The organism is Bacillus sp. 166amftsu (assembly GCF_900107445.1).
Classification (GTDB): domain Bacteria; phylum Bacillota; class Bacilli; order Bacillales; family Bacillaceae_G; genus Bacillus_A; species Bacillus_A arachidis.
The window spans coordinates 876,634-898,001 of sequence record NZ_FNQA01000001.1 but is presented as its reverse complement, the minus strand read 5'-3'; the positions used below and the strand labels follow the sequence as shown (position 1 = coordinate 898,001).

General features: G+C 37.2%; 21 protein-coding genes. 18 read left to right on the top strand and 3 right to left on the bottom strand.

Annotated elements, in window-relative coordinates; translation table 11 throughout:
- Positions 1 to 41 precede the first annotated feature (41 nt).
- From BLV40_RS04990 to uvrC, 14 genes are all read left to right on the top strand, one after another.
- A complete protein-coding gene (locus BLV40_RS04990; protein ID WP_026593582.1) occupies positions 42 to 629 on the top strand; it encodes a TetR/AcrR family transcriptional regulator in 588 nt (195 codons plus the stop codon).
- Between the two features lie 11 nt (positions 630 to 640).
- Complete coding sequence (locus BLV40_RS04985) at positions 641 to 1,417, top strand: enoyl-CoA hydratase (RefSeq protein WP_090687758.1); 777 nt, start codon at positions 641 to 643, stop codon at positions 1,415 to 1,417.
- Positions 1,418 to 1,495: 78 nt separating this feature from the next.
- Positions 1,496 to 2,269 carry an electron transfer flavoprotein subunit beta gene (etfB, locus tag BLV40_RS04980; protein WP_026593580.1) on the top strand — a complete coding sequence of 258 codons (774 nt, stop codon included), beginning with the start codon at positions 1,496 to 1,498 and terminating at the stop codon, positions 2,267 to 2,269.
- A 36-nt stretch (positions 2,270 to 2,305) separates the two neighbouring features.
- On the top strand, positions 2,306 to 3,283 hold the full coding sequence (gene etfA / locus BLV40_RS04975; protein ID WP_090687756.1) for an electron transfer flavoprotein subunit alpha: 978 nt from the start codon (positions 2,306 to 2,308) through the stop codon (positions 3,281 to 3,283).
- A gap of 209 nt (positions 3,284 to 3,492) precedes the next feature.
- Positions 3,493 to 3,807, top strand: coding sequence for a thioredoxin (trxA, locus tag BLV40_RS04970; RefSeq protein ID WP_026593578.1), 315 nt, complete (start codon positions 3,493 to 3,495; stop codon positions 3,805 to 3,807).
- Between the two features lie 169 nt (positions 3,808 to 3,976).
- A complete protein-coding gene (locus BLV40_RS04965; protein WP_090687754.1) occupies positions 3,977 to 5,149 on the top strand; it encodes a hypothetical protein in 1,173 nt (390 codons plus the stop codon).
- An 86-nt stretch (positions 5,150 to 5,235) separates the two neighbouring features.
- Positions 5,236 to 6,183, top strand: coding sequence for an SDR family NAD(P)-dependent oxidoreductase (locus BLV40_RS04960; protein WP_090687752.1), 948 nt, complete (start codon positions 5,236 to 5,238; stop codon positions 6,181 to 6,183).
- Positions 6,184 to 6,199: 16 nt separating this feature from the next.
- Complete coding sequence (locus tag BLV40_RS04955; protein ID WP_081811106.1) at positions 6,200 to 7,078, top strand: lysylphosphatidylglycerol synthase transmembrane domain-containing protein; 879 nt, start codon at positions 6,200 to 6,202, stop codon at positions 7,076 to 7,078.
- Entirely contained in the window at positions 7,066 to 8,541 is a 1,476-nt protein-coding gene (locus BLV40_RS04950) for an alkaline phosphatase family protein (protein WP_170833602.1), read from the top strand. Before BLV40_RS04955 ends, BLV40_RS04950 begins: the two co-directional genes overlap by 13 nt.
- A complete protein-coding gene (locus BLV40_RS04945) occupies positions 8,538 to 9,284 on the top strand; it encodes a glycosyltransferase family 2 protein (protein WP_090687750.1) in 747 nt (248 codons plus the stop codon). Before BLV40_RS04950 ends, BLV40_RS04945 begins: the two co-directional genes overlap by 4 nt.
- A 63-nt stretch (positions 9,285 to 9,347) precedes the next feature.
- Entirely contained in the window at positions 9,348 to 10,103 is a 756-nt protein-coding gene (locus BLV40_RS04940; protein ID WP_090687747.1) for a hypothetical protein, read from the top strand.
- A gap of 18 nt (positions 10,104 to 10,121) precedes the next feature.
- Positions 10,122 to 11,027 carry an FTR1 family iron permease gene (locus tag BLV40_RS04935; RefSeq protein ID WP_026593571.1) on the top strand — a complete coding sequence of 302 codons (906 nt, stop codon included), beginning with the start codon at positions 10,122 to 10,124 and terminating at the stop codon, positions 11,025 to 11,027.
- Between the two features lie 48 nt (positions 11,028 to 11,075).
- Entirely contained in the window at positions 11,076 to 12,485 is a 1,410-nt protein-coding gene (locus BLV40_RS04930) for a hypothetical protein (protein ID WP_090688308.1), read from the top strand.
- Between the two features lie 15 nt (positions 12,486 to 12,500).
- Positions 12,501 to 14,285 carry an excinuclease ABC subunit C gene (gene uvrC / locus BLV40_RS04925; protein WP_090687744.1) on the top strand — a complete coding sequence of 595 codons (1,785 nt, stop codon included), beginning with the start codon at positions 12,501 to 12,503 and terminating at the stop codon, positions 14,283 to 14,285.
- A 123-nt stretch (positions 14,286 to 14,408) separates the two neighbouring features.
- On the opposite strand, the gene BLV40_RS04920 is transcribed toward uvrC, so the two are convergent.
- Positions 14,409 to 14,858, bottom strand: coding sequence for a YslB family protein (locus BLV40_RS04920; RefSeq protein ID WP_090687741.1), 450 nt, complete (start codon positions 14,856 to 14,858; stop codon positions 14,409 to 14,411).
- A gap of 311 nt (positions 14,859 to 15,169) precedes the next feature.
- Between BLV40_RS04920 and sdhC the strand changes: the two genes are divergently transcribed.
- The 4 genes from sdhC (at position 15,170) to BLV40_RS04900 (ending at position 19,080) form a co-directional block, all read left to right on the top strand.
- Positions 15,170 to 15,796 carry a succinate dehydrogenase cytochrome B558 gene (gene sdhC, locus BLV40_RS04915; protein ID WP_026593567.1) on the top strand — a complete coding sequence of 209 codons (627 nt, stop codon included), beginning with the start codon at positions 15,170 to 15,172 and terminating at the stop codon, positions 15,794 to 15,796.
- A 13-nt stretch (positions 15,797 to 15,809) separates the two neighbouring features.
- On the top strand, positions 15,810 to 17,603 hold the full coding sequence (gene sdhA, locus BLV40_RS04910; RefSeq protein ID WP_090687737.1) for a succinate dehydrogenase flavoprotein subunit: 1,794 nt from the start codon (positions 15,810 to 15,812) through the stop codon (positions 17,601 to 17,603).
- Entirely contained in the window at positions 17,596 to 18,357 is a 762-nt protein-coding gene (gene sdhB / locus BLV40_RS04905) for a succinate dehydrogenase iron-sulfur subunit (protein ID WP_090687734.1), read from the top strand. Before sdhA ends, sdhB begins: the two co-directional genes overlap by 8 nt.
- 276 nt (positions 18,358 to 18,633) lie before the next feature.
- Entirely contained in the window at positions 18,634 to 19,080 is a 447-nt protein-coding gene (locus BLV40_RS04900; protein WP_090687732.1) for an acyl-CoA thioesterase, read from the top strand.
- A 144-nt stretch (positions 19,081 to 19,224) separates the two neighbouring features.
- On the opposite strand, the gene BLV40_RS04895 is transcribed toward BLV40_RS04900, so the two are convergent.
- Positions 19,225 to 20,004, bottom strand: coding sequence for a M15 family metallopeptidase (locus BLV40_RS04895; protein WP_026593563.1), 780 nt, complete (start codon positions 20,002 to 20,004; stop codon positions 19,225 to 19,227).
- Between the two features lie 373 nt (positions 20,005 to 20,377).
- The gene (locus BLV40_RS04890; protein ID WP_090687729.1) at positions 20,378 to 21,205 is read right to left on the bottom strand and encodes a 5'-nucleotidase, lipoprotein e(P4) family; all 828 of its coding nucleotides are present in this window, start codon (positions 21,203 to 21,205) and stop codon (positions 20,378 to 20,380) included.
- Positions 21,206 to 21,368 lie beyond the last annotated feature (163 nt).

Sequence of the window (21,368 nt, the reverse complement as noted above, 5' to 3'; positions counted from 1 at the left end):
TTATTCATTCAGTCATTCATCTTCTTGAAGGAGACAGTAAAGTGAAAAAAAATCGACCAAAATATAACCAAATTATAGATGCTGCGGTTATTGTGATTGCAGAAAATGGATACCATCAAGCGCAAGTTTCTAAAATTGCGAAGCAAGCTGGTGTAGCTGATGGAACCATTTATTTATATTTTAAAAATAAAGAAGATATATTAATATCCTTATTCCAAGAGAAGATGGGAGAATTTATAGAAACAATTCGTCAAAAAACAGCAGGAATTGAAAGCGCTGTAGAGAAGTTATTTATGTTGGTAGAAACGCACTTCTTGCTGTTGTCGCAAAATGATCCTCTTGCTATTGTCACGCAACTAGAACTTCGTCAATCCAACCAAGAGTTACGCCTCAAAATAAATGAAGTATTAAAAGGGTACTTACAAGTCATCGATGAAATTTTGGAAACAGGTATAAGACAAGGAGAATTTAGGGCGGATTTAAATGTTCGCATAGCAAGGCAAATGATCTTTGGAACAGTAGATGAAGTTGTGACCAATTGGGTAATGAGCGATCATAAATATAATTTGGTCGCACTTTCAAAAACGGTACATGGACTGCTTATTTCAGCTTGTGGTTACCGTCAATAATGGGAGGGATCATGTTGAAATTTCTATCTGTAATAGTAGAAGACCATATCGCGGTGGCGACATTGAATCATCCGCCAGCTAACGCTATGTCTTCACAAGTGATGCATGACGTTACTGAGTTAATTGATCAAGTCGAAAAGGATGAAAATGTCCGCGTTGTTGTTCTTCATGGGGAAGGGCGCTTCTTCTCAGCAGGAGCAGATATTAAAGAGTTTACTTCTGTTGAGGAAGCAAAACAAGCAACGGAGCTAGCACAGCTTGGACAAGTTACGTTTGAGCGTGTCGAAAAGTGCTCAAAACCAGTCATTGCGGCAATTCATGGAGCTGCACTTGGCGGTGGCCTTGAATTCGCTATGTCTTGCCACATGCGCTTTGCAACTGAGAGTGCAAAGCTTGGGTTACCAGAGCTAACGCTTGGACTTATTCCTGGCTTTGCAGGTACACAGCGTCTGCCACGTTATGTTGGCAAAGCAAAGGCTTGTGAAATGATGCTAACAAGTACACCAATTACAGGTGCACAAGCATTAGAATTTGGACTTGTTAACGGCGTGTTTTCAGAAGAAACACTTTTAGAAGAGACTCTCAAAATTGCGAAGCAAATTGCTGGAAAAAGCCCAGCGACAACTCGTGCTGTGTTAGAGTTGTTACAAACAACAAAATCATCTCATTATTATGAAGGTGTGCAGCGTGAGGCACAAATATTTGGTGAAGTGTTTACGAGTGAAGATGGAAGAGAAGGGATAGCGGCATTCTTAGAAAAACGCAAACCTTCATTTAGTGGTAGGTAGTTCAAATTATTTTTTAACATAAATTAACAGAATATTAAAATTGATGGAATCTTTCTGAAAAACAAGGGGGTAAATGGAATGAACATCTACGTACTCATGAAACGAACATTTGATACAGAAGAGAAAATTGTAATTAAAAACGGTGCAATTTATGATGGCGAAGCGGAATTCATCATCAACCCTTACGATGAATATGCGATTGAAGAAGCGATTCAAGTGAGAGACGCACAAGGTGGGGAAATTACGGTTGTAACAGTTGGTGGCGAAGACAGTGAAAAAGAACTTCGTACTGCGCTAGCGATGGGCTGTGATAAAGCGGTATTAATCAATATTGAAGATGATGTTGAGAATGGTGACCAATTTACAACAGCAAAAGTGCTTGCTGAATATTTAAAAGATAAAGAAGTAGATTTAATTTTAGGTGGAAATGTAGCGATTGATGGTGCATCTGGACAAGTTGGACCACGCGTAGCGGATGCACTAAATATTCCATATGTAACTACAATTACAAAGCTTGAAATTAACGGCACAAGCGTGAAAATTGAGCGCGATGTTGAAGGGGATACGGAAGTAATTGAAACATCGCTACCACTTTTAGTAACAGCGCAACAAGGTTTAAATGAACCGCGTTATCCATCGCTTCCAGGTATTATGAAAGCGAAGAAAAAGCCGCTTGAAGAACTAGAATTAGATGATTTAGATTTAGAGGAAGATGATGTAGAAGCAAAAACAAAAACAATCGAAATCTATTTGCCTCCTAAGAAAGATGCTGGAAAAGTGTTACAAGGCGAGCTGCAAGATCAAGTAAAAGAACTTGTATCGTTGCTCCATACAGAAGCGAAAGTAATCTAATAAAATACGAAATTATATATGCAGGAGGGAAAATCTATGGCTCGTAAAGTATTAGTAATGGGTGAAGTTCGTGACGGATCACTACGTAACGTTTCATTTGAAGCGGTAGCAGCAGCGAAAACAATTGCAGAAGGCGGTGAAGTGGTTGGCCTTCTAATTGGAGAAAGCGTTGCATCATTTGCAAATGAATTGATTCATTACGGTGCAGATCGCGTTGTGACAGTTGAAAACGAAAAGTTAAAATCATATACATCTGATAGCTATGCACAAGCATTTTTAGCTGTGTATGACGAAGAGAAGCCAGAAGGTATTGTCTTTGGACATACAGCACTTGGCAAAGATTTATCACCAAAGTTAGCTGCTAAACTTGAAGCTGGCCTTGTTTCTGATGTAACTGCATTAGAAGTTACAGGTGGAAATGTTGTCTTCACGCGCCCAATTTATTCTGGTAAAGCGTTTGAGAAAAAGATTGTAACAGATGGCATTCTATTTGCGACAGTTCGTCCAAATAACATTACGCCACTTGAAAAAGATGAAGCGCGTACAGGTGATGTGTCTTCTATTACAGTTGATGTGAAAGATTTACGTACAATCATTCAAGATGTTGTGCGTAAAACAGCAGAAGGTGTAGACCTTTCAGAAGCGAAAGTTATTATTGCTGGCGGACGCGGAGTGAAAAGTGAAGACGGTTTTAAACCGTTAAAAGAATTAGCAGACGTACTAGGTGGCGCTGTTGGAGCATCACGTGGTGCTTGTGATGCAGAGTATTGCGATTACTCATTACAAATTGGACAAACAGGTAAAGTGGTTACGCCAGACTTATATATTGCATGCGGTATTTCTGGTGCGATTCAGCATTTAGCAGGTATGTCTAATTCAAAAGTAATTGTTGCAATTAATAAAGATCCAGAAGCAAGTATTTTCAAAGTAGCTGATTATGGTATTGTTGGCGACTTATTCGAAGTGGTTCCTTTATTAACAGAAGAGTTTAAAAAGTTAAAAGTACATTCTTAATTTGAGTAACCCTTGAGTTCCAAGTGAAATACCCCTATATATAGAAAAGCGAGAGGTCCCCTGCCTCTCGTTTTTTAGCATATACCTTATATTTTTGTATAGTATAAAGGTACATTTTTTTGTTACAATACATAACGATACATAATATTCGCCACGTATATAAGTTAGTGATATACTTTTGGTAGAATACACTTGAAGGAGGAAATAAAATGGCAATTGTAAACGCAACTGACCAAAACTTCGCAGCTGAAACAAGCGAAGGTATTGTATTATTAGATTTCTGGGCACCATGGTGTGGCCCTTGTAAAATGATCGCTCCTGTACTAGAGGAAATCGATGCAGAATTAAGCGATAAAGTAAAAGTCGTAAAAGTAGACGTTGATGAAAACCAAGAAACTGCTCGTCAATTTGAAGTAATGAGCATTCCATCTCTTTTCGTATTAAAAGATGGTAAAGTGGTTGACCAAGCGTTAGGATACAAACCAAAAGAAGCGTTAGTAGAATTAGTTTCTAAACACTTCTAATTTGTAAAGTCCAGCATAAATGCTGGGCTTTTTTTATTGGTTCAAATTACCACCTGAAAATATGACAACGGATACAATATTTATGTTGACACTTATCGTAAGCGCTCTTATAATCAATCTGACGACAATGAAAATCACTATCACTTAAGGGCGTAGGGGGAAGTAATCCATGACATTAAAGTTAAAAGTATTATCTGCAGCAGCAGTAGCATCTCTTCTTTTTGCAGGCTGTGCGAAAGAGGAAACAAAAAAGTCTGAAGCACAAGATAAAAAAACAGAACAATCTGTTAAAAAAGAAGAGACAAAACAACAAGAAGTAGATTTTGTACAAGCTTACAAAGATGGAGTAGCTGAACTTGAAAAAGCGAAAGATGGCAAAGAGGTTGACTTCGATAAAGTAACAAAGTTATATAAAGATAAATTACAATCTCTTGTTCAAAAGTGTGATGGTGAATTTAATGAACAAATCGATCAAACAATTACAGCTGCATTAGAAGCTGGGAAAAAGAAAGAAATGGAACCTATGGTTGTAAAACAACTATTTGATAAATTAATGCAAAAAGAGTTTTTCCAATCGATGCGCCACGAATTTAAAGAAATTGATACAAACTGGGGCAAAAAAGATGTTGTGAAAAAAGAAATGGATGAAGCTCTAGCTTTTTATAAAGGTGTAGAAGGTACAGTTGGGAAACGTGATACGGCATACGGTACACAAATGGCTTCTCAAATTAAAGGCGGCTTTGATGAAATGACAGCTGCAATTGAAAAGGATGACAAACTTGCATTTGCGCTTGGAAAACAAGTTGTAGATAAAACGTTAATGAAAACGTTCTATTTTGCAACAGGTGCAGTGCCGAATGGTTATGCTACAAAAATGGTAGAAGAAGTAAAGAAAGATGAGAAAAAAGCTAAAATTGAACAAGCAGAAGGATGGGCATTTTATCAAGCAATTTATCCGTATATGAAAAAAGCAGCTCCTGAAGATGCAGACTTTATCTTAAGGCAGTTTGATTTAAAAACTGATGTGAAAACAGTTGATGCAAAAGCGGTAAATCAAGCGTTTGTACGTGGATTTGCAAAAGTTGCATTAGGTGAGTATAAAGAAAGCCAAGAGAATTTTGGAAAAGATAAAGGTCCTATTACAGCATTAGAAGGTGCGTTATTCATTAATATCATTGAAAATGATTTGAAAACAGTACTTGGCGAACAGCAAACAGTAGAATTAACAAAAACAGCTCAATCTTATTTAGAAGCAGTAAAAGCGAAGAAGAAAGAAGATGCTGATAAATTGTTACCACAACTTGAGGCTGCGTTAAATAAAGCTGTTGAAGCAGCGAAATAATTTGCTCATACGTATGTCTTTTTGAAGAAACCTTGTCTTGACAGGGTTTCTTCTTTTACATAGTGTGGTAGAGGGTGGTGAAATGAATGAAAGTATTAATTACTGGAGGAGCAGGGTTTATCGGAAGCCATCTTGCTTTGAAATTGTTAGGACAAGGAAAGCAAGTTGTACTACTTGATAACTTCCACTCCTATTATGCAAAATCAAGAAAACAGTTTCAGCTTGAACAAGTGCAGCGATATGGAACTGTCCCATTTTACGAGTGCGATATTTTGCATAAAGAAGATGTGAAAGCTGTTATGCAGCAAGAAAAGGTTGATTCAGTAATTCATCTAGCTGGATTTCCAGGGGTGAGACCGTCGCTGGAGATGCCAGGTGCTTATGTTGATATTAATATAAAAGGGACGAGTAATGTATTAACATGTGCAGGAGAAGAAAATATAAAACATGTCATCGTGGCATCCTCTTCTTCTGTGTACGGAGAGAAAATGGGAATGCCTTTGCAGGAGGAAATGGCAAATGGTCGAGTTTTATCTCCTTATGCAGCATCAAAATACGGAGCGGAATCGCTTTGTCATGCTTATCAATATATGTATGGGTTTCAACTAAATATTTTACGTTTCTTTACTGTATATGGTCCATGGGGGCGTCCTGATATGGCAATAGCGAGCTTTATTCGAAAATTGCTAAATGGAGAAGAAATTGTTGTATACGGAAAGGGAACAGGACGAGATTACACGTACATTGATGATATTACGGAAGGAATTGCTCTTACGTTAGAGTCGAATAGAAGTGATGTGTACAATCTAGGGTCGAATGAACCCATTTTAATGACAGAATTACTTGCGCAGTTAGAGAAGCATTTCCCATTGATGCGTGTAAGGAGAGAGGCGCATCGTAAAGGGGATGTGACATCGACATGGGCTGATATTTCAAAGGCGAAAGAACAGCTAGGATATGAGCCGCGTGTATCTTTTGCAGAAGGGTTGGAGCGAACGATTGCTTGGGCGAAACAATATCCGGATACTGTTTAATCTTTGTGGTATTTTTTTGTTATGTGTTTTCTTTGTCATATCGTGGAAATCGTTTGAAGCGTCTTCTTTGTGGAAACAACTATATGGATTATGGAAACATCCTGATGCGGTAGTGCTTCTTATCATGATATATGGTGTTGCATTTTTCTTTCGTGCTTATGCATGGAAGTTATATCTTCACCATCATATTACAATGAAAGAGTCTTTATATGGATTGTTTTATAGTTTGTTTATTAATCATGTTTCTCCTTTGAAAGTAGGGGACGCTATTCGTATTGCGATTATTACAAAAGAAAAGAAAGTGACATTAGGAGAAGCGACACAATCAGTTGTTGTGCTCCGTATATTAGATTTGCTTATCCTTGGTATATTTGGAGCCGTAGGGATGTTTATACTGTGGGGGGATATTTTGTTAAATGCTCCCGTTATCCTTGCCTGTATATGTATTGGAATTGGTATGTTGTTTCTTGTGCATAAGAAAGCACCGCAATTTGTAGAGAATCAGTGGAAGCAATTAAAGGCAGGTTTGTTTACAATACAAGGGATCATCATTATCTTGCTGATTGTAATAAGCTGGATTTGCGAAGCTTTTGTTATATATGAAATTGCGAGTTCTCTTACATTTATACAAGCGATTTGGGTCAATAGCGTGACCATCGCGGGGCAAGTATTTCAATTAACGCCAGGCGGTATTGGGACATATGAAACGGTAATGACGTTTGCGTTAAGAGCGCTTGGGATAGAATCGGTCGAGGCGTATGAATGGTCATTAATGAGTCATGGATTTAAGTTTATATTTTCTTATGGTGTGGGCGCACTTTTACTCGTTTTATACCCAATGGAATTGCGCTCACTTGTTAGTCAGAAGGGGGAAAACATCCGGTGGAAGAAGTGAAAAAGGCATCAAAATTTGAAAAGGTAGCGGCCCGCTGCTGGAACTTGCTGAATGAAGGGAAACCATTTACACCGATTTTTGTATTCGGCACATTTTTATTGTTTTCCATCTCGCAGTTTGGACAACCTGGTTTTATTCCAGCATTTTTTAGCAGTTTTATCCTCATTGTACCTTTACTTGTTTTATATTATTTGTTTGATTTTCCATTGTTTTTACGAAATTATTTATGGTTTCCGTTTATCGCCTATTTAATTGTATTTAAGGTGGTTCATTTACCATTACTCTTTTTGGCATTGGGATTATATTTCTTCTTTACAATTTTATTTTGGGGAACATTATATTATCATCTGCGGATTGGGACATCATGGTTGAACTTTACACGATTTTGGAAACTTGTGTTAAAAAATAGTGATTCTACTAGTGGGAATGCACAAGAACAAATGCCAAAGTTTTTACTATTACTTTCGCTTTGGTATTACTACTACGAGTTCTTCCGAGAAGACGGTACATTTAGTGGTGTAGATTGGAAAACACTTCTTATATTTTACGGTGCTCTTCTCGTATATACACTTATATTACATCGTAATTTATTTGATTGGCAGCCGAAAGCAATTCCTACTTATACGCAAAATATGCCTGAGAATGAAAAGGCATTAAATGAAAAAGTAGTCGTGATTGTGATTGACGGTATGCGAAAAGATCGTTTTGATGCGGCGCATACACCGTATTTAGATTCACTTCGAAAACAAGGGACCGAGTTTTTAAATATGGAAACGGTATATCCAGCTCGTACGGTTGTATGTTTCTCCTCTATGTTTACAGGAACGTATCCATTTGAGCATGGTATTAAATCGAATATGGTTTGGAAGCATGGAGTGAATGTAGAGAGTATTTTTGATTCTCTTCGTAAAGTAGATAAAACAGGGAAAATGTTGGCGGTTGCGCATCTAGTCGATGCATTTGGCGATGATGTGGAAACATTTACGGCTGTAATGAAAAATGATGTTGTTGACTCGAAAATTATGGAGAAAGCAAGAAAGGTTATGGATGAACAAGATCCTGATTTATTTATCGTCCAGCTAATTTCTACAGATCAAACAGGTCATAGCCGCGGCGTGTTATATGATGAATATTTACAAAAGATTCATGAAGCAGATCAGCATGTAAAGCGGTTTATTGAGCATTTAGAGAAAACAGGAAAAGCAGAAAATACGACGTTCATTATTTGCGCAGACCATGGGCAAGCGGATGGAATTGGTGGTCATGGTCATTTAGACGAGGGCGAGCGGTTTGTACCATTCTTTATGTACGGTCCTCATATTGCTCAAGGTATAAAAGTAGAAGAGAAGAAAAGTCTTGTTTCTATAGCACCTACAATTGCATACTTGTTAGGAGCGCCGTATCCATCCCATAGTCGTGGACCTGTATTAGTAGAAGCGTTAAAGGAGCAGGAACAGAAATGAAAGTAATTGTTTTTATACCAGCCTTAAATGAAGAGGATTCTATTGCGCATGTCATTCAAAAGGTGCCGCGTCATTTTCACCCAAATGTAACGGTAGAAGTACTTGTCATCGATGATGGATCAACGGATCGGACCGTAGCTGTTGCAAAAGAAGCGGGGGCGGAACATATCGTTTCTTTTGCAAAAAACGGCGGACTTGGTGCAGCTGTCCGAGCAGGTTTGCAGGAGAGTTATCGACTTGGTGCTGATATTAGTGTAATGATTGATGCTGATGATGAATACCCAGCTGATGAAATTCCGAATGTACTGGAGCCTATTTTTGCAGGAGAAGCAGATTATACGATGGGTTCTCGTTTTCGCGGAACAATTCGAGGAATGAGATTACATCGACGTCTTGGGAATTACTGCTTTACGATGTTGCAATGTTTGTTACTAAGGAAGTGGATTCGAGATGGGCAATCCGGTATGCGAGCCTTTTCTAGACAAGCAATGGAGCATGGAGAAATTATTCACGATTATAACTATGCTCAAGTTATTACTTTGAATTTAGTACGAAAAGGGTTTCGAGTACAGGAAGTTCCGATTACGTATAAAGTGCGAGAAACAGGAGAGTCGTTCATCTCTTTTCGGAAGTATATGACGCGTGTATTTCCAGCGATTTGGAAAGAAATGGCGCGTCCGGTAGAGAAAGTTACGATTGACTATGCTGCACATGTATTAATTGAAGATAAGAAATGCTCATAACGGGCCTTTCTTATCTTGACAATAAAAATGATAATAATTATCATTAACTCGGGAGGAACTTTCGTGAAAAAAATCATTACGTCATTATTTGTTGGTATTTTCTTAATATTCTCAATTCAAACAAGTGCGTTTGCTTATTCGTATGGAAATCCGAACGAAGAAAAAGTTGCTGAAGCATATAAACAAATGGTTACAAAGCTAGATGAAAATCCGGCAAACTTTAATGAAGCGAAAAAAGCATATGAAAATGTACAAGAAGAAATTGATCAGCACATGGGAAAAGAACCTTCTAAAGCAATGATGAAGGACTTTGATAAACAAAATAAAGAAGATATTATTGCTGATATGCAAAAAATTCTTGCGCTTAATATTAATCGTCGTTTAACAAATGTTGATGAGAAATTTAAAGACTATGATACAAGCAAGCGTTTATTAGCAAAAGCATTCGCTACATATGAAGCGTTATCGCCAGTTGTTGGTGAACGAAATAAAGAGTTAGATACAAAGGTAAAGGATGAATTTAATAAAGCATTAGATTCATTAGGAAACCCAGGATTATTTGGAGTAGGTCAAAAGGAAGCAAATCATGATGCTTTCAAGAAAAGTAAAGATGTGATTTTAACAAGTTTACAAAAAGAGTTTAAAATTAAAGATTTTAAAGTAGGGCACTTTGATGCGAGCGGAAAAGAAGAAGCTTCAGAGAACACAGGTAAAACAGAATGGACAGATTTAAGTAACTTGAAAAACTGGGCTCCAATTGTAGTCATTGTACTTATACTTGTTGGGGTCATTGTATATGCTGTGAGAAAACGTAAGTAAGGATGAGGAGGAAGAGCGATGCAGCTTCAGGCATTTCTCATTACATTTCGTGAAGTATTAGAAGCGTTGCTTATTGTTGGAATTATTACAACATATTTAAAGCGTACAGATAGTAAGCAGTTTGTGAAATATGTTTGGTTAGGAGCAGGGCTTGCGGTTGTAGCGAGTTATATTGTCGCTCTTGTCTTCCAAGTTGTGTTTACTGGTTTTGCTGCTATGGGTAGCGAAATGTATTTGAAGATATCTATTATTTTTATTTCGGCCATTTTACTTACACAAATGGTATTTTGGATGGCGGAACATAGTAAAAATATGCAAGCAAATATGGAAAATAAAATGAGTAAGTATATTACAACTGGAAACATAATTGGAATGGTCGTGCATTCGTTTCTTGTTGTACTTCGAGAAGGTGTTGAAACAGTATTTTTCTTCGCGGCTATTACAGGTGGAAATATTGGAGCGGCGATGCAAGGCTGGGGAGCTATTACAGGCTTGCTCGTTGCAGCTGGTGTTAGTTACCTATTCTTTAAAGGGACGATGCGTATTTCACTTAAAGTATTCTTTAAAGTAACAGGCGCATTTATCGTTTTAATTGCAGCTGGTCTTCTTGTACAGGGTGTTGCCATGCTTCAGGATTTAAAAATACTCGGCAGCGTTATGCCACATGTATACGATATTACATGGTTATTACCAGAACATCCAATTGATTATGCTCACTATTTGCGTGACCATGGTACTGCACCACTTCTTTCCGGTGATATTGGTATTTTCTTGAAAGCCTTTTTAGGATATTCATCGATGCCATCTCTTGAAGAGGTGCTCGTGTATATTGGATATTTTGTTGTGTTATATATGTTAATCATCTTTAAAAAACCTGTTAAAAAAAAGCAAGCAGTGATCGAAGAAAATAAATCAGTAAGCTAAAAAGTACAAGGAGTTTTCCTTGTACTTTTTTTGCAGAAAGGAAATATGATGAAACAAGTATTACGTATATGGGCAGTTATTCTGTTTACTAGTGCGATTTGTATTCGATTTTTCTATGTGAGCCCGTTTGCGGCGACATGGGACGAAGTCGATTTTACGCTTGCATTAAAGCAATACGACATATTAGCGATGCAGCCCCATTTTCCAGGTTATCCTTTTTTTATTTTAGGGGGAATGATAACGCATGTTTTTATAGAAAACCCTGTGCAATCGTTAGGGGTTTTTAATGCCATCATGGCACTCGGCGCAGCTTTTCCGATGTATTGGCTTGCGCGCCATTATGTAAGTAAAACGGGCGCTCTTATTGTTGTAGCTGTTTTACAAACGAGCGGTTATTTCTCTCTTTTAGTAACGCAGCCTATGTCAGAGGGCGCAGCATTAGCAATCGTATGGTGGTATATATGGAGTATAGAACGGGCTTTTCGTACAAAGAATTTTCAAGCTCAATTTTGGCCAGTCATCTTTTTTGCGCTATTAATGGGTATACGCTTATCATATGCACCATTTGGGATAGCACTTGTTTTGTTATTATGGCAGCAATGGCATGAAGAAAAATGGCGGTTTATAATCTTATTTTGTACAACTGTTCTGTCACAGCTAGTTTGGGTTTGTGCTCTTATTTGGAACATTGGTGGAATAACGGGATTGTGGAAAATTTCTTTCGGATTTGTAGAAGGCCATTTTACTGAGTGGGGCGGAGCGGTTACAGAAACGGGTGAACCACTTATTTCACGTCTCTTCCGTTTATTTTCTGAAAACATTGTTTTTGCAGGAATAGGTATACACTCCTACTATCTGACAGGTTTCTTTCTTTTCTTTTTGTTTCTATTTGTTTTACAATGGAAGAACATACGTTACTATCCAAAGGCTTTAATCGCTATTGGAAGTTTTTATTTTCTTTGGAATTTACTTGGACAAAATATTGATAAACCGCGTCATTCTTATCCGATTGTAGCGATGTTCCTTTGCGTACTTGCTATTTCGTGGTTGAAAAAACATCGTGGTATTGTATTGCTGTTATTTGCAACAAGCCAATTTATAGTGAGTATACCGCTTATGAAAGAACAACAAGTGGAGGTACCGGCCACGTATCAGCTTGCATCCTATTTAGAGGGCAAAGAGCAGCCATTTATTGTATACACGTGGGAAGAGACGAGGGTTATGGAATACTTGCAGATGCCATATGAACATAAACGTTTCTACACATATGACTATTTTTTACAGGACAAAAAATATCATAAAAATGATACGATATATGTTACAAATCATCTTATTGAAGGATTCCAAAAGCAAGGGATCGATATAAAAGGACGGATGGAACAAGTAGCTGTCTTTCGTTCTAATCCATTATTTGATCCTATTTATCATAAAATAGTGTTATATAAGTGGAAAAAATGAGAGAGGAGAAAGCGAGTGCACGAGCATTTAAAAGAAAAATTAGCGATTTTACCAGATCAACCAGGTTGTTACTTAATGAAAGATAGGCAAGGAACAGTTATATATGTCGGGAAGGCAAAGGTGCTCAAAAATCGTGTGCGCTCGTATTTTACTGGATCACATGATGGAAAGACACTCCGTCTTGTTGGAGAAATTGTTGATTTTGAATATATTGTTACCTCCTCGAATTTGGAGGCGCTCATTTTAGAATTAAATTTAATTAAAAAATATGATCCAAAATATAATATTCAATTAAAGGACGATAAAACATATCCATTTATTAAAATTACAGCTGAAAAACAGCCACGTTTGCTTATTACGAGAAATGTAAAAAAGGATAAAGGGAAGTATTTTGGTCCGTATCCAAATGCGCAGTCAGCTCATGAAACGAAAAAGCTGTTAGACCGCATGTATCCGCTCCGTAAGTGCGCAAACATGCCGGATAAAGTTTGTTTATATTATCATATGGGACAATGTTTAGCACCTTGTGTAAAAGAGGTAACCGATGAACAAAATCAAGAAATTGTTGATGAAATTGTTAAGTTTTTAAACGGTGGACATAAAGAAGTTCGTTCAGAATTGGAAAAGAAAATGTATGAAGCATCGGAAAAATTAGAGTTTGAACGTGCAAAAGAATTAAGAGATCAAATTGCCCATATGGATGCGATTATGGAAAAGCAGAAGATGATTATGAGCGACTTAGTTGACCGTGATGTGTTTGGTTATGCGGTTGATAAAGGTTGGATGTGCGTGCAAGTTTTCTTTGTTCGAAAAGGTAAGTTAATAGAGCGCGATGTCTCTATGTTTCCAATTTATGATGAGCCTGAAGAAGGATTTTTAACATTTATCGGTCAATTTTATGAACAAAACAATCATTTTAAACCAAAAGAAATTGTAGTACCAGGAAGTATTGATCCTGAATTAGTAGAGCGTTTTTTAGAGGTGGATGTAACGCAGCCGAAACGCGGAAAGAAAAAAGAACTCGTTGAATTAGCAAATAAGAATGCGAAGATTGCTTTAGGAGAGAAGTTTTATTTAATAGAGCGTGATGAAGAGCGGACGATTAAAGCGGTTGAAAATTTAGGTAAGAAACTTGATATTGAAACGCCGTATCGTATCGAAGCATTTGATAACTCAAATATCCAAGGGACGAATCCAGTTTCAGCAATGATTGTCTTTATTGATGGAAAACCAACGAAAAAAGAGTATCGAAAATATAAGATAAAGACAGTTCAAGGGCCAGATGATTATGAATCGATGCGAGAGGTTGTACGCCGCCGATATACTCGTGCATTGAAAGAGAATTTACCACTACCGGATTTAATTGTGATTGATGGTGGGAAAGGACATCTTGCAGCTGCTAGTGATGTGCTTGAAAATGAACTTGGGTTATATATCCCAATGGCTGGACTTGTTAAGGATGATAAGCACCGTACATCGCACTTAATAATTGGTGACCCTCCTGAACCTATTATCCTTGAAAGGAATAGCCAAGAATTTTATTTATTACAGCGTATTCAAGATGAAGTACACCGATTTGCGATTACGTTCCATCGTCAGCTTCACGGGAAATCTGTTATTCAATCTGCCTTAGATGGGATTCCTGGAGTAGGAGAAAAACGGAAAAAGGTATTGTTAAAACATTTTGGTTCGTTAAAAAAAATGAAAGAAGCTACTGTGACAGAATTTGTCGAAGCCGGAATGCCGCAAAATGTTGCAGAAAGCATTTATTCCTATTTAACAAATAAGAAGACGTTGTAGTTTACAATGTCTTCTATTGTTTGATATAATTTCAGAAGATTAAAAATAATCAAAAGTGAATGAATATACAAAAGTGAAACAGTCAACTAAACCTATATGTCTAGTTGACTGTTAATGTGGATTCTACACTTCAACAGGATCTTTTACGTCCCATTTTACAAGGAATGCGATTGAATCCGAACGTTTTTTTTGCTCTTCATATGACTCTGCAACAACATTTCGTTGCTTTTGAATTTGTTCTGCAACAAATCCAGTTTCTAATTGGTAGGAAGAATGTCTACTTTGCTTTTGACGCTCTGCAATGAGCGGGCTTGTTAGTTGAAAATGCATTTCGCGACGTTTATGCTCGATAATGTTCAAACGGCCCCAGCCAGCTTTTTCAAAAAAGTGAATGACTTCTTCAATTGTCTCTAGCGGATATTTTCGTGCTAGGTTTCTACCAGCCCAGTATAAAATGTCATCTAATTCTTTTCCAATTAAGTCAGGTAGTACTTCTTCACGAAGCAGTTCATAAGCGAAGGCGTTCAATGAAACATCTTCTAAAGATGCTATATCAATTGTATTTTTGCTCACAATATTCCCCTCTTTCTATAGAAATTATTATATAACATTTCCCATTTATAAAAACAGAACTTTCTTTGAGAAAATCTGAATATATAGGAAGAAAAAAAGAATCGGCAAATTATATGCAAATTATGTACAAATTATGTATACGTTTTCTTGACGCTTCGACAAAAATAGGAGTAAAATGAATTTGGTATCAAATTATGCTGAAATATTTCGAATAATTTTTTCAGTTTTTCTTATAGCAATAGTGAAAAAACATTATTGTTATAAACTAATCTGAAAGCAGCAGTTAAACATTCAAGGGGGGTAATGGGGACATGAAAGGCCGCGAGTATACGTTTCGCAAGTGGCACTCATTAATGGGAGTCATCCCGGTTGGTGTCTTTTTGACGCAACATTTAGTAGTAAACAATTTTGCAACAAGAGGAGCAGAGGCTTTTAACAAAGCTGCTCATTTTATGGAGCTCCTTCCATTCCGGTATGCGCTAGAAATTTTTGTCATCTTTTTACCGATACTGTACCATGCTATATATGGATTATATATTGCATTTACAGCTAAGAACAATGCGACATCTTATAGTTATTTCCGTAACTGGATGTTCGTTTTCCAACGAATTTCAGGTATCATCACGCTGATTTTCATAGCTTGGCACGTTTGGCAAACTCGTATTCAAGCAGCATTAGGAGAACAGGTAAATTATGATATGATGGCAGATATTTTAGGCAATCCAGCTATGTTTGGCTTCTATTTAGTTGGTGTTGTATCAACAATTTTCCACTTTGCAAATGGACTATGGACATTCTGCATTAGCTGGGGAATTACAGTATCGCCACGTTCACAACGTATCTCTACTTATGTAACATTAGCTATTTTCTTAGGTTTATCTTATGTAGGTGTGAGTGCATTATTAGCGTTCATCGATCCACAGCTAGCAAATCAGTAAGGAGTGGGAGAGCATGAAAGGGAAACTTATAGTAGTCGGTGGTGGATTAGCCGGCTTAATGGCAACGATTAAGGCAGCAGAAGCAGGAGTAAACGTGGAACTGTTCTCTTTAGTACCAGTAAAACGTTCGCATTCTGTATGTGCACAAGGTGGTATTAACGGTGCCGTAAATACAAAAGGTGAAGGGGATTCCCCGTGGATCCACTTTGACGATACAATTTATGGTGGTGACTTCCTAGCGAACCAACCACCAGTTAAAGCAATGTGTGAAGCAGCACCTGGTATTATTCATTTAATGGACCGTATGGGTGTTATGTTTAACCGCACAGAAGAAGGACTTCTTGATTTCCGCCGCTTTGGAGGAACACAACATCACCGTACAGCATTCGCCGGTGCAACAACTGGTCAACAATTATTGTACGCATTAGATGAGCAAGTACGTCGTCATGAAGTAGCAGGACTTGTAACAAAATATGAGGGTTGGGATTTCTTACGAGCTGTTATCGATGATGAAGGTGTATGCCGCGGAATCGTTGCACAAGACTTACAAACTATGGAAATTAAAAGTTTCCGAGCTGATGCTGTGATTATGGCAACAGGGGGCCCTGGTATCATCTTTGGAAAATCAACAAACTCTATTATCAACACAGGTACAGCAGCATCTGCTGTATATCAACAAGGTGCATATTATGCGAATGGTGAGTTCATTCAAATTCACCCAACAGCAATTCCTGGGGACGATAAGTTACGTCTAATGAGCGAATCTGCACGCGGTGAAGGTGGACGCGTTTGGACGTATAAAGACGGTAAGCCTTGGTACTTCTTAGAAGAGAAATACCCTGCATACGGAAATCTTGTGCCTCGTGATATCGCAACGCGTGAAATTTTTGACGTGTGTGTTGAGCAAAAACTAGGTATTAATGGTGAAAACATGGTATATCTAGATCTTTCTCATAAAGATCCGAAAGAACTAGATATTAAACTTGGTGGAATTATTGAAATCTATGAAAAGTTCACAGGTGATGATCCTCGTAAACTACCGATGAAAATCTTCCCAGCTGTTCATTATTCAATGGGCGGACTATGGGTTGATTATAAGCAAATGACAAGTATTCCAGGTTTATTTGCAGCAGGTGAGTGTGATTACTCTATGCACGGTGGTAACCGATTAGGTGCGAACTCATTATTATCAGCGATTTATGGCGGTATGGTAGCAGGACCAAACGCGATTGAATATATGAAAGGTCTTTCAAAGTCATCTGATGCTGTTTCATCAGCTACTTATGAGCAAAATGAGCTAATCGAAACAGAGAAATTTAACAATATTTTAACGTTAGATGGTAATGAAAATGCATATGTTCTGCATAAAGAGCTTGGAGAATGGATGACAGATAACGTAACAGTAGTTCGTGAAAATAAAAAGCTATTAGAAACAGATGCGAAAATCGTAGAGTTAATGGAGCGTTATAAGCGCATTAACATTAATGATACAGCAAAATGGAGTAACCAAGGTGCTTCGTTTACACGCCAACTGGCAAACATGTTTGAATTAGCTCGTGTTATTACAATTGGTGCATATAACCGTAATGAAAGCCGCGGTGCACATTATAAACCAGAATTCCCAAATCGTGATGATGCGAACTTCTTAAAAACGACAATGGCGAAGTTTGAAGGAGAAGGAAATGCACCAGCATTCCATTACGAAGACGTTGATGTTTCATTAATCAAACCACGTAAGCGTGACTATTCTTCCAAACATGATGTAGCTGCTAAGGGTGAAGAGAAGGGGGATAAACAACATGTCTGAGAAAACAATCCGCCTCATCATTACACGGCAAGATGGACCAGATGCACAACCGTTTGATCAGGAGTTTGAAATTCCATATCGTCCAAATATGAATATTATTTCGGCTCTTATGGAAATTCGCCGTAATCCTGTCGATTCAAAAGGAAACCATACAACTCCTGTTGCGTGGGATATGAACTGTTTAGAAGAAGTATGTGGTGCTTGTTCTATGGTAATTAACGGTAAACCGCGTCAATCATGTACAGCGCTTATCGATAAACTAGAACAACCAGTTCGTATCAAACCGATGAAGACATTCCCGGTAGTGCGTGATTTACAAGTTGATCGTAGCCGTATGTTTGATGCTTTAAAACGTGTGAAAGCTTGGGTTCCAATTGATGGTACGTATGACTTAGGACCAGGACCAAGAATGCCAGAGAAAAAGCGTCAATGGGCATATGAACTTTCAAAATGTATGACATGTGGTGTTTGCTTAGAATCATGTCCGAACGTAAACAGTAAATCTGACTTTATCGGACCAGCACCGCTTTCACAAGCTCGCTTGTTCAATTCACATCCAACTGGTGAAATGCATAAAGCAGAACGCTTACGTGCAATTATGGGTGATGGCGGCCTTGCGAACTGTGGTAACTCACAAAACTGTGTGCAATCATGTCCGAAAGGTATTCCATTAACAACTTCAATTGCAGCATTAAACCGTGATACAACAATTCAGTCGTTTAAAGACTTCTTTGGTAGCGACAATAACTATTAATAAATATTGCCTCTTCGAATCGAAGAGGCAATATTTATATAAAGTATAAATTGAAAACAAATATTAGACCTTTCTTTTAGGAGAGAGAGGATCCAATCATGCATAGAAGCGATTTGGATTGAAAAATGGATGATGGCTTTTTTTGTTATTTATAGCAGCGACTGATATGTTGGAAGATCAAAACGAATATATATGAATTTATATCGTTTTAATTTTTTGTTTATTCTGAAATATGCTGTGTTACTTATTAGAATAAAAGAAAAAGGAGAGAAAGGCATGAAGAAGATTTCTTACATTGAAGGTTTTGAGAAATGGGAACAGGATTTTTCATTTTATATTCCTATTAAAGTTCGTTTTTGTGAAACAGATATGTTTGGACATATGAATAATGGCGTTGCTTTTACATATTTTGAAGAAGCACGTATCGAGTTTTTTAAAGAGCTTGGTTTTATGCAAGAATGGACACATGAAGCATCAGAAACAATGATTGTTGTCGCTGACTTACAATGTAATTTCTTGAAACAAATTTTCTTCGATGAACATTTAAAGGTATATATAAAAGCTGAAACAGTTGGGAATTCTTCTTTAGATTTACACTATATGGTAAAAAATGAAGCGGGAGAAGTTTGTTTGGTAGGGCGCGGGGCAATGGTGCAAGCCTCAAAGAAAACGGGAAAAGGGATGCCTTGGCCCCAAGAATGGAAACAAAAGTTACTACAATAAAGTGAGATGTGAATTGAGTAGACACATATAAAAATAATAATGCTGGCGGAGGATGTATGAAAAGAAATAAAAGTAGAAAACATATTATATTTGGTCAATATGTTTTCTACTTTATTTTTTACGTCTTGATAAGAGGAAAATCTCTTATTTTTTTGCACCCATGGCCTCTTCTAATGTTAGGTGATGTTTATGTAAGTAAGTAGCATATGGCTTCCCTACATAGCGAAGATGCCACGGTTCATATGAATATTCCGTTATATCTGTTTTATCTTCTAAATAGCGAATGACGAAGCCAAATTCATGGGCATGTGCTGCCACCCATTTTCCTTCCTCAGTTTCACCGAAAATAGGTTCTAATTGATAACTTGCAGACTTAGAACTAATGTCCATTGCAAGTCCTGTTTGATGTTCGCTTGTTCCAGGAACTGCGCTAACTGAGTCTGCCTCAGCTTTTCCTTGACGTTTTATGTACATATTATGTAATGACTGTTGGCGCTTATAAGAACGATAACCTGATACAGCAGTAAGCTCTAGTCCTTGTTGCTTTGCTGCATGGAACATTTTTTCCAGAGCTGCCGCAGCATCTTTACGAAGCAATGTTTTTTCTTTGTCTTTTGGATATGCAAATGAAACATCCGGTTTTGTGAGATCATCTGGCGTATAACCATCTGGTAATTTGCGGTGTTTATTTACTAAAACGAGTGGTGAATCTGGATTTGTAACAAGAGAAAAATCCTCATCTATTTTTTTAGCAGTATGAGTTGCTTTTGGAAATACTGGAATCTCTTCTTTTGGGTGTTCAATATGTTTTTGTGTTTCGACAGCTTTCGCATCATTTTGTAGTGGAGATTTTGAGCTGAAATAAGCGAAGGATGTGATACCGATTACAATCGTAGTGGCAGAAATAACAATTACTTTCTTCATAACGCTGTGTAATTTCAGTCCTTTCTTATAATTTGTTTCGCATGTTAATTATAAGTCTAATTTCTATAAAAAGAAATATAAGAGTCGTAAAGTAATAGAATTGCAAAGAATTTGTCAAATAATGTGTGGTTTTGTTGAATTATATTTATATACATACAAATGGAAAAGATAATCCTGTTCCTTTTTTTGGAATAAAGAGAGGCGTTCGAACATGGATAGAAGCAATCAGTGACCTTTTTAGTATCAGGTCAAGTGAAAACAAAATGAATATAAATTTAAAATAGAAGTTAAGAAAGGAATAAAATAAAAGGATGGCATAAGCCACCCTTTTATCCCGCTATTCGCGGGCAGTAGAACCCTACTGATGGAAGGTTCATTTTACTTCAAATGATTTTAAGTTATCCCGACGAATTTTATCTTTTTCTGCATCAGATTTTTTGAAGTTATAATCATATAGAGCACCTTCCCAATCACCATACATTGGATTAGGGAAAATGATAAATTTTTCGCCAAATTGTGCTTTTGTTTCTTCAACTGTTTGATTGCGATCTTTTACAGATTTTCCATCAAATCCAGTGAAGTCAGATAAGTTATCACCGAAGAATAGAACGATATCGTGCGATTGTGAAACAAGTTCACGACGTTTTTCTTTCCCTTTTTCTTTCGGATCTTGTAGTAAAATATGTTCTTTTGTTGCTTGTGGAGCACCAACGCGCTCAAGGTTTTTAATTGTTGCATCTAATTGATTTGTCTTACGGTTTGAAATGTAATAAATGTCTACACCTTTAGACTCTGCATATTTTAAGAAATCAATTGCGCCGGGAAGAGCTTCTGCTTCCGCTTTATTAATCCACTCATCCCATTTATAAGGATAGCCTTTTCCTTCTTTCACAGTCATTGCTTGGTGAGGGCTGTTATCTAAAACAGTTTCATCTAAATCTAGTACAATTGCTGGCTTTTTGCTTGTGCCTTTTGCAAGAGCCGCATCAAGCTTTAATTGTCCAATGTTATAGCCTTGATAATACAATGCTTTCGTCTCACCGGCTGTTTGGAACCATAAATCAGCCATTAGCTGCTGGTCTGTTAATTTTACGTTTTCTTCTTTGGCCACAGTTTTCTCAGCTGTTCCTGAACATGCTACAAGCGATGTAGATAGAATGGCTACAGATAATAATGTGGTAATGCCTCTTTTCATCTTCATATGTATCCTCCTTGATGTAAATAAATCATTTGATATTATATATTAAAATATAATGTTATTTATAGGTTTTTTTATGCATTTTTGCATATTGCCCTTTGGGTATATGGCAGTATGCCCTATTTCGATATAATAAGTAAGAAATGTTTTTTGATTTACAATTTTA

Excerpts from the sequence above, each read along its gene's own strand:
- BLV40_RS04960 (WP_090687752.1), top strand. The coding sequence starts at position 5,236 with ATGAAAGTATTAATTACTGGAGGAGCAGGGTTTATCGGAAGCCATCTT.
- BLV40_RS04965 (WP_090687754.1), top strand. The coding sequence starts at position 3,977 with ATGACATTAAAGTTAAAAGTATTATCTGCAGCAGCAGTAGCATCTCTT.
- BLV40_RS04930 (WP_090688308.1), top strand. The coding sequence starts at position 11,076 with ATGAAACAAGTATTACGTATATGGGCAGTTATTCTGTTTACTAGTGCG.
- sdhA (WP_090687737.1), top strand. The coding sequence starts at position 15,810 with ATGAAAGGGAAACTTATAGTAGTCGGTGGTGGATTAGCCGGCTTAATG.
- BLV40_RS04900 (WP_090687732.1), top strand. The coding sequence starts at position 18,634 with ATGAAGAAGATTTCTTACATTGAAGGTTTTGAGAAATGGGAACAGGAT.
- BLV40_RS04890 (WP_090687729.1), bottom strand. The coding sequence starts at position 21,205 with ATGAAGATGAAAAGAGGCATTACCACATTATTATCTGTAGCCATTCTA.
- etfA (WP_090687756.1), top strand. The coding sequence starts at position 2,306 with ATGGCTCGTAAAGTATTAGTAATGGGTGAAGTTCGTGACGGATCACTA.
- sdhC (WP_026593567.1), top strand. The coding sequence starts at position 15,170 with ATGAAAGGCCGCGAGTATACGTTTCGCAAGTGGCACTCATTAATGGGA.
- BLV40_RS04935 (WP_026593571.1), top strand. The coding sequence starts at position 10,122 with ATGCAGCTTCAGGCATTTCTCATTACATTTCGTGAAGTATTAGAAGCG.
- sdhB (WP_090687734.1), top strand. The coding sequence starts at position 17,596 with ATGTCTGAGAAAACAATCCGCCTCATCATTACACGGCAAGATGGACCA.
- BLV40_RS04895 (WP_026593563.1), bottom strand. The coding sequence starts at position 20,004 with ATGAAGAAAGTAATTGTTATTTCTGCCACTACGATTGTAATCGGTATC.
- BLV40_RS04985 (WP_090687758.1), top strand. The coding sequence starts at position 641 with ATGTTGAAATTTCTATCTGTAATAGTAGAAGACCATATCGCGGTGGCG.
- BLV40_RS04945 (WP_090687750.1), top strand. The coding sequence starts at position 8,538 with ATGAAAGTAATTGTTTTTATACCAGCCTTAAATGAAGAGGATTCTATT.
- trxA (WP_026593578.1), top strand. The coding sequence starts at position 3,493 with ATGGCAATTGTAAACGCAACTGACCAAAACTTCGCAGCTGAAACAAGC.
- etfB (WP_026593580.1), top strand. The coding sequence starts at position 1,496 with ATGAACATCTACGTACTCATGAAACGAACATTTGATACAGAAGAGAAA.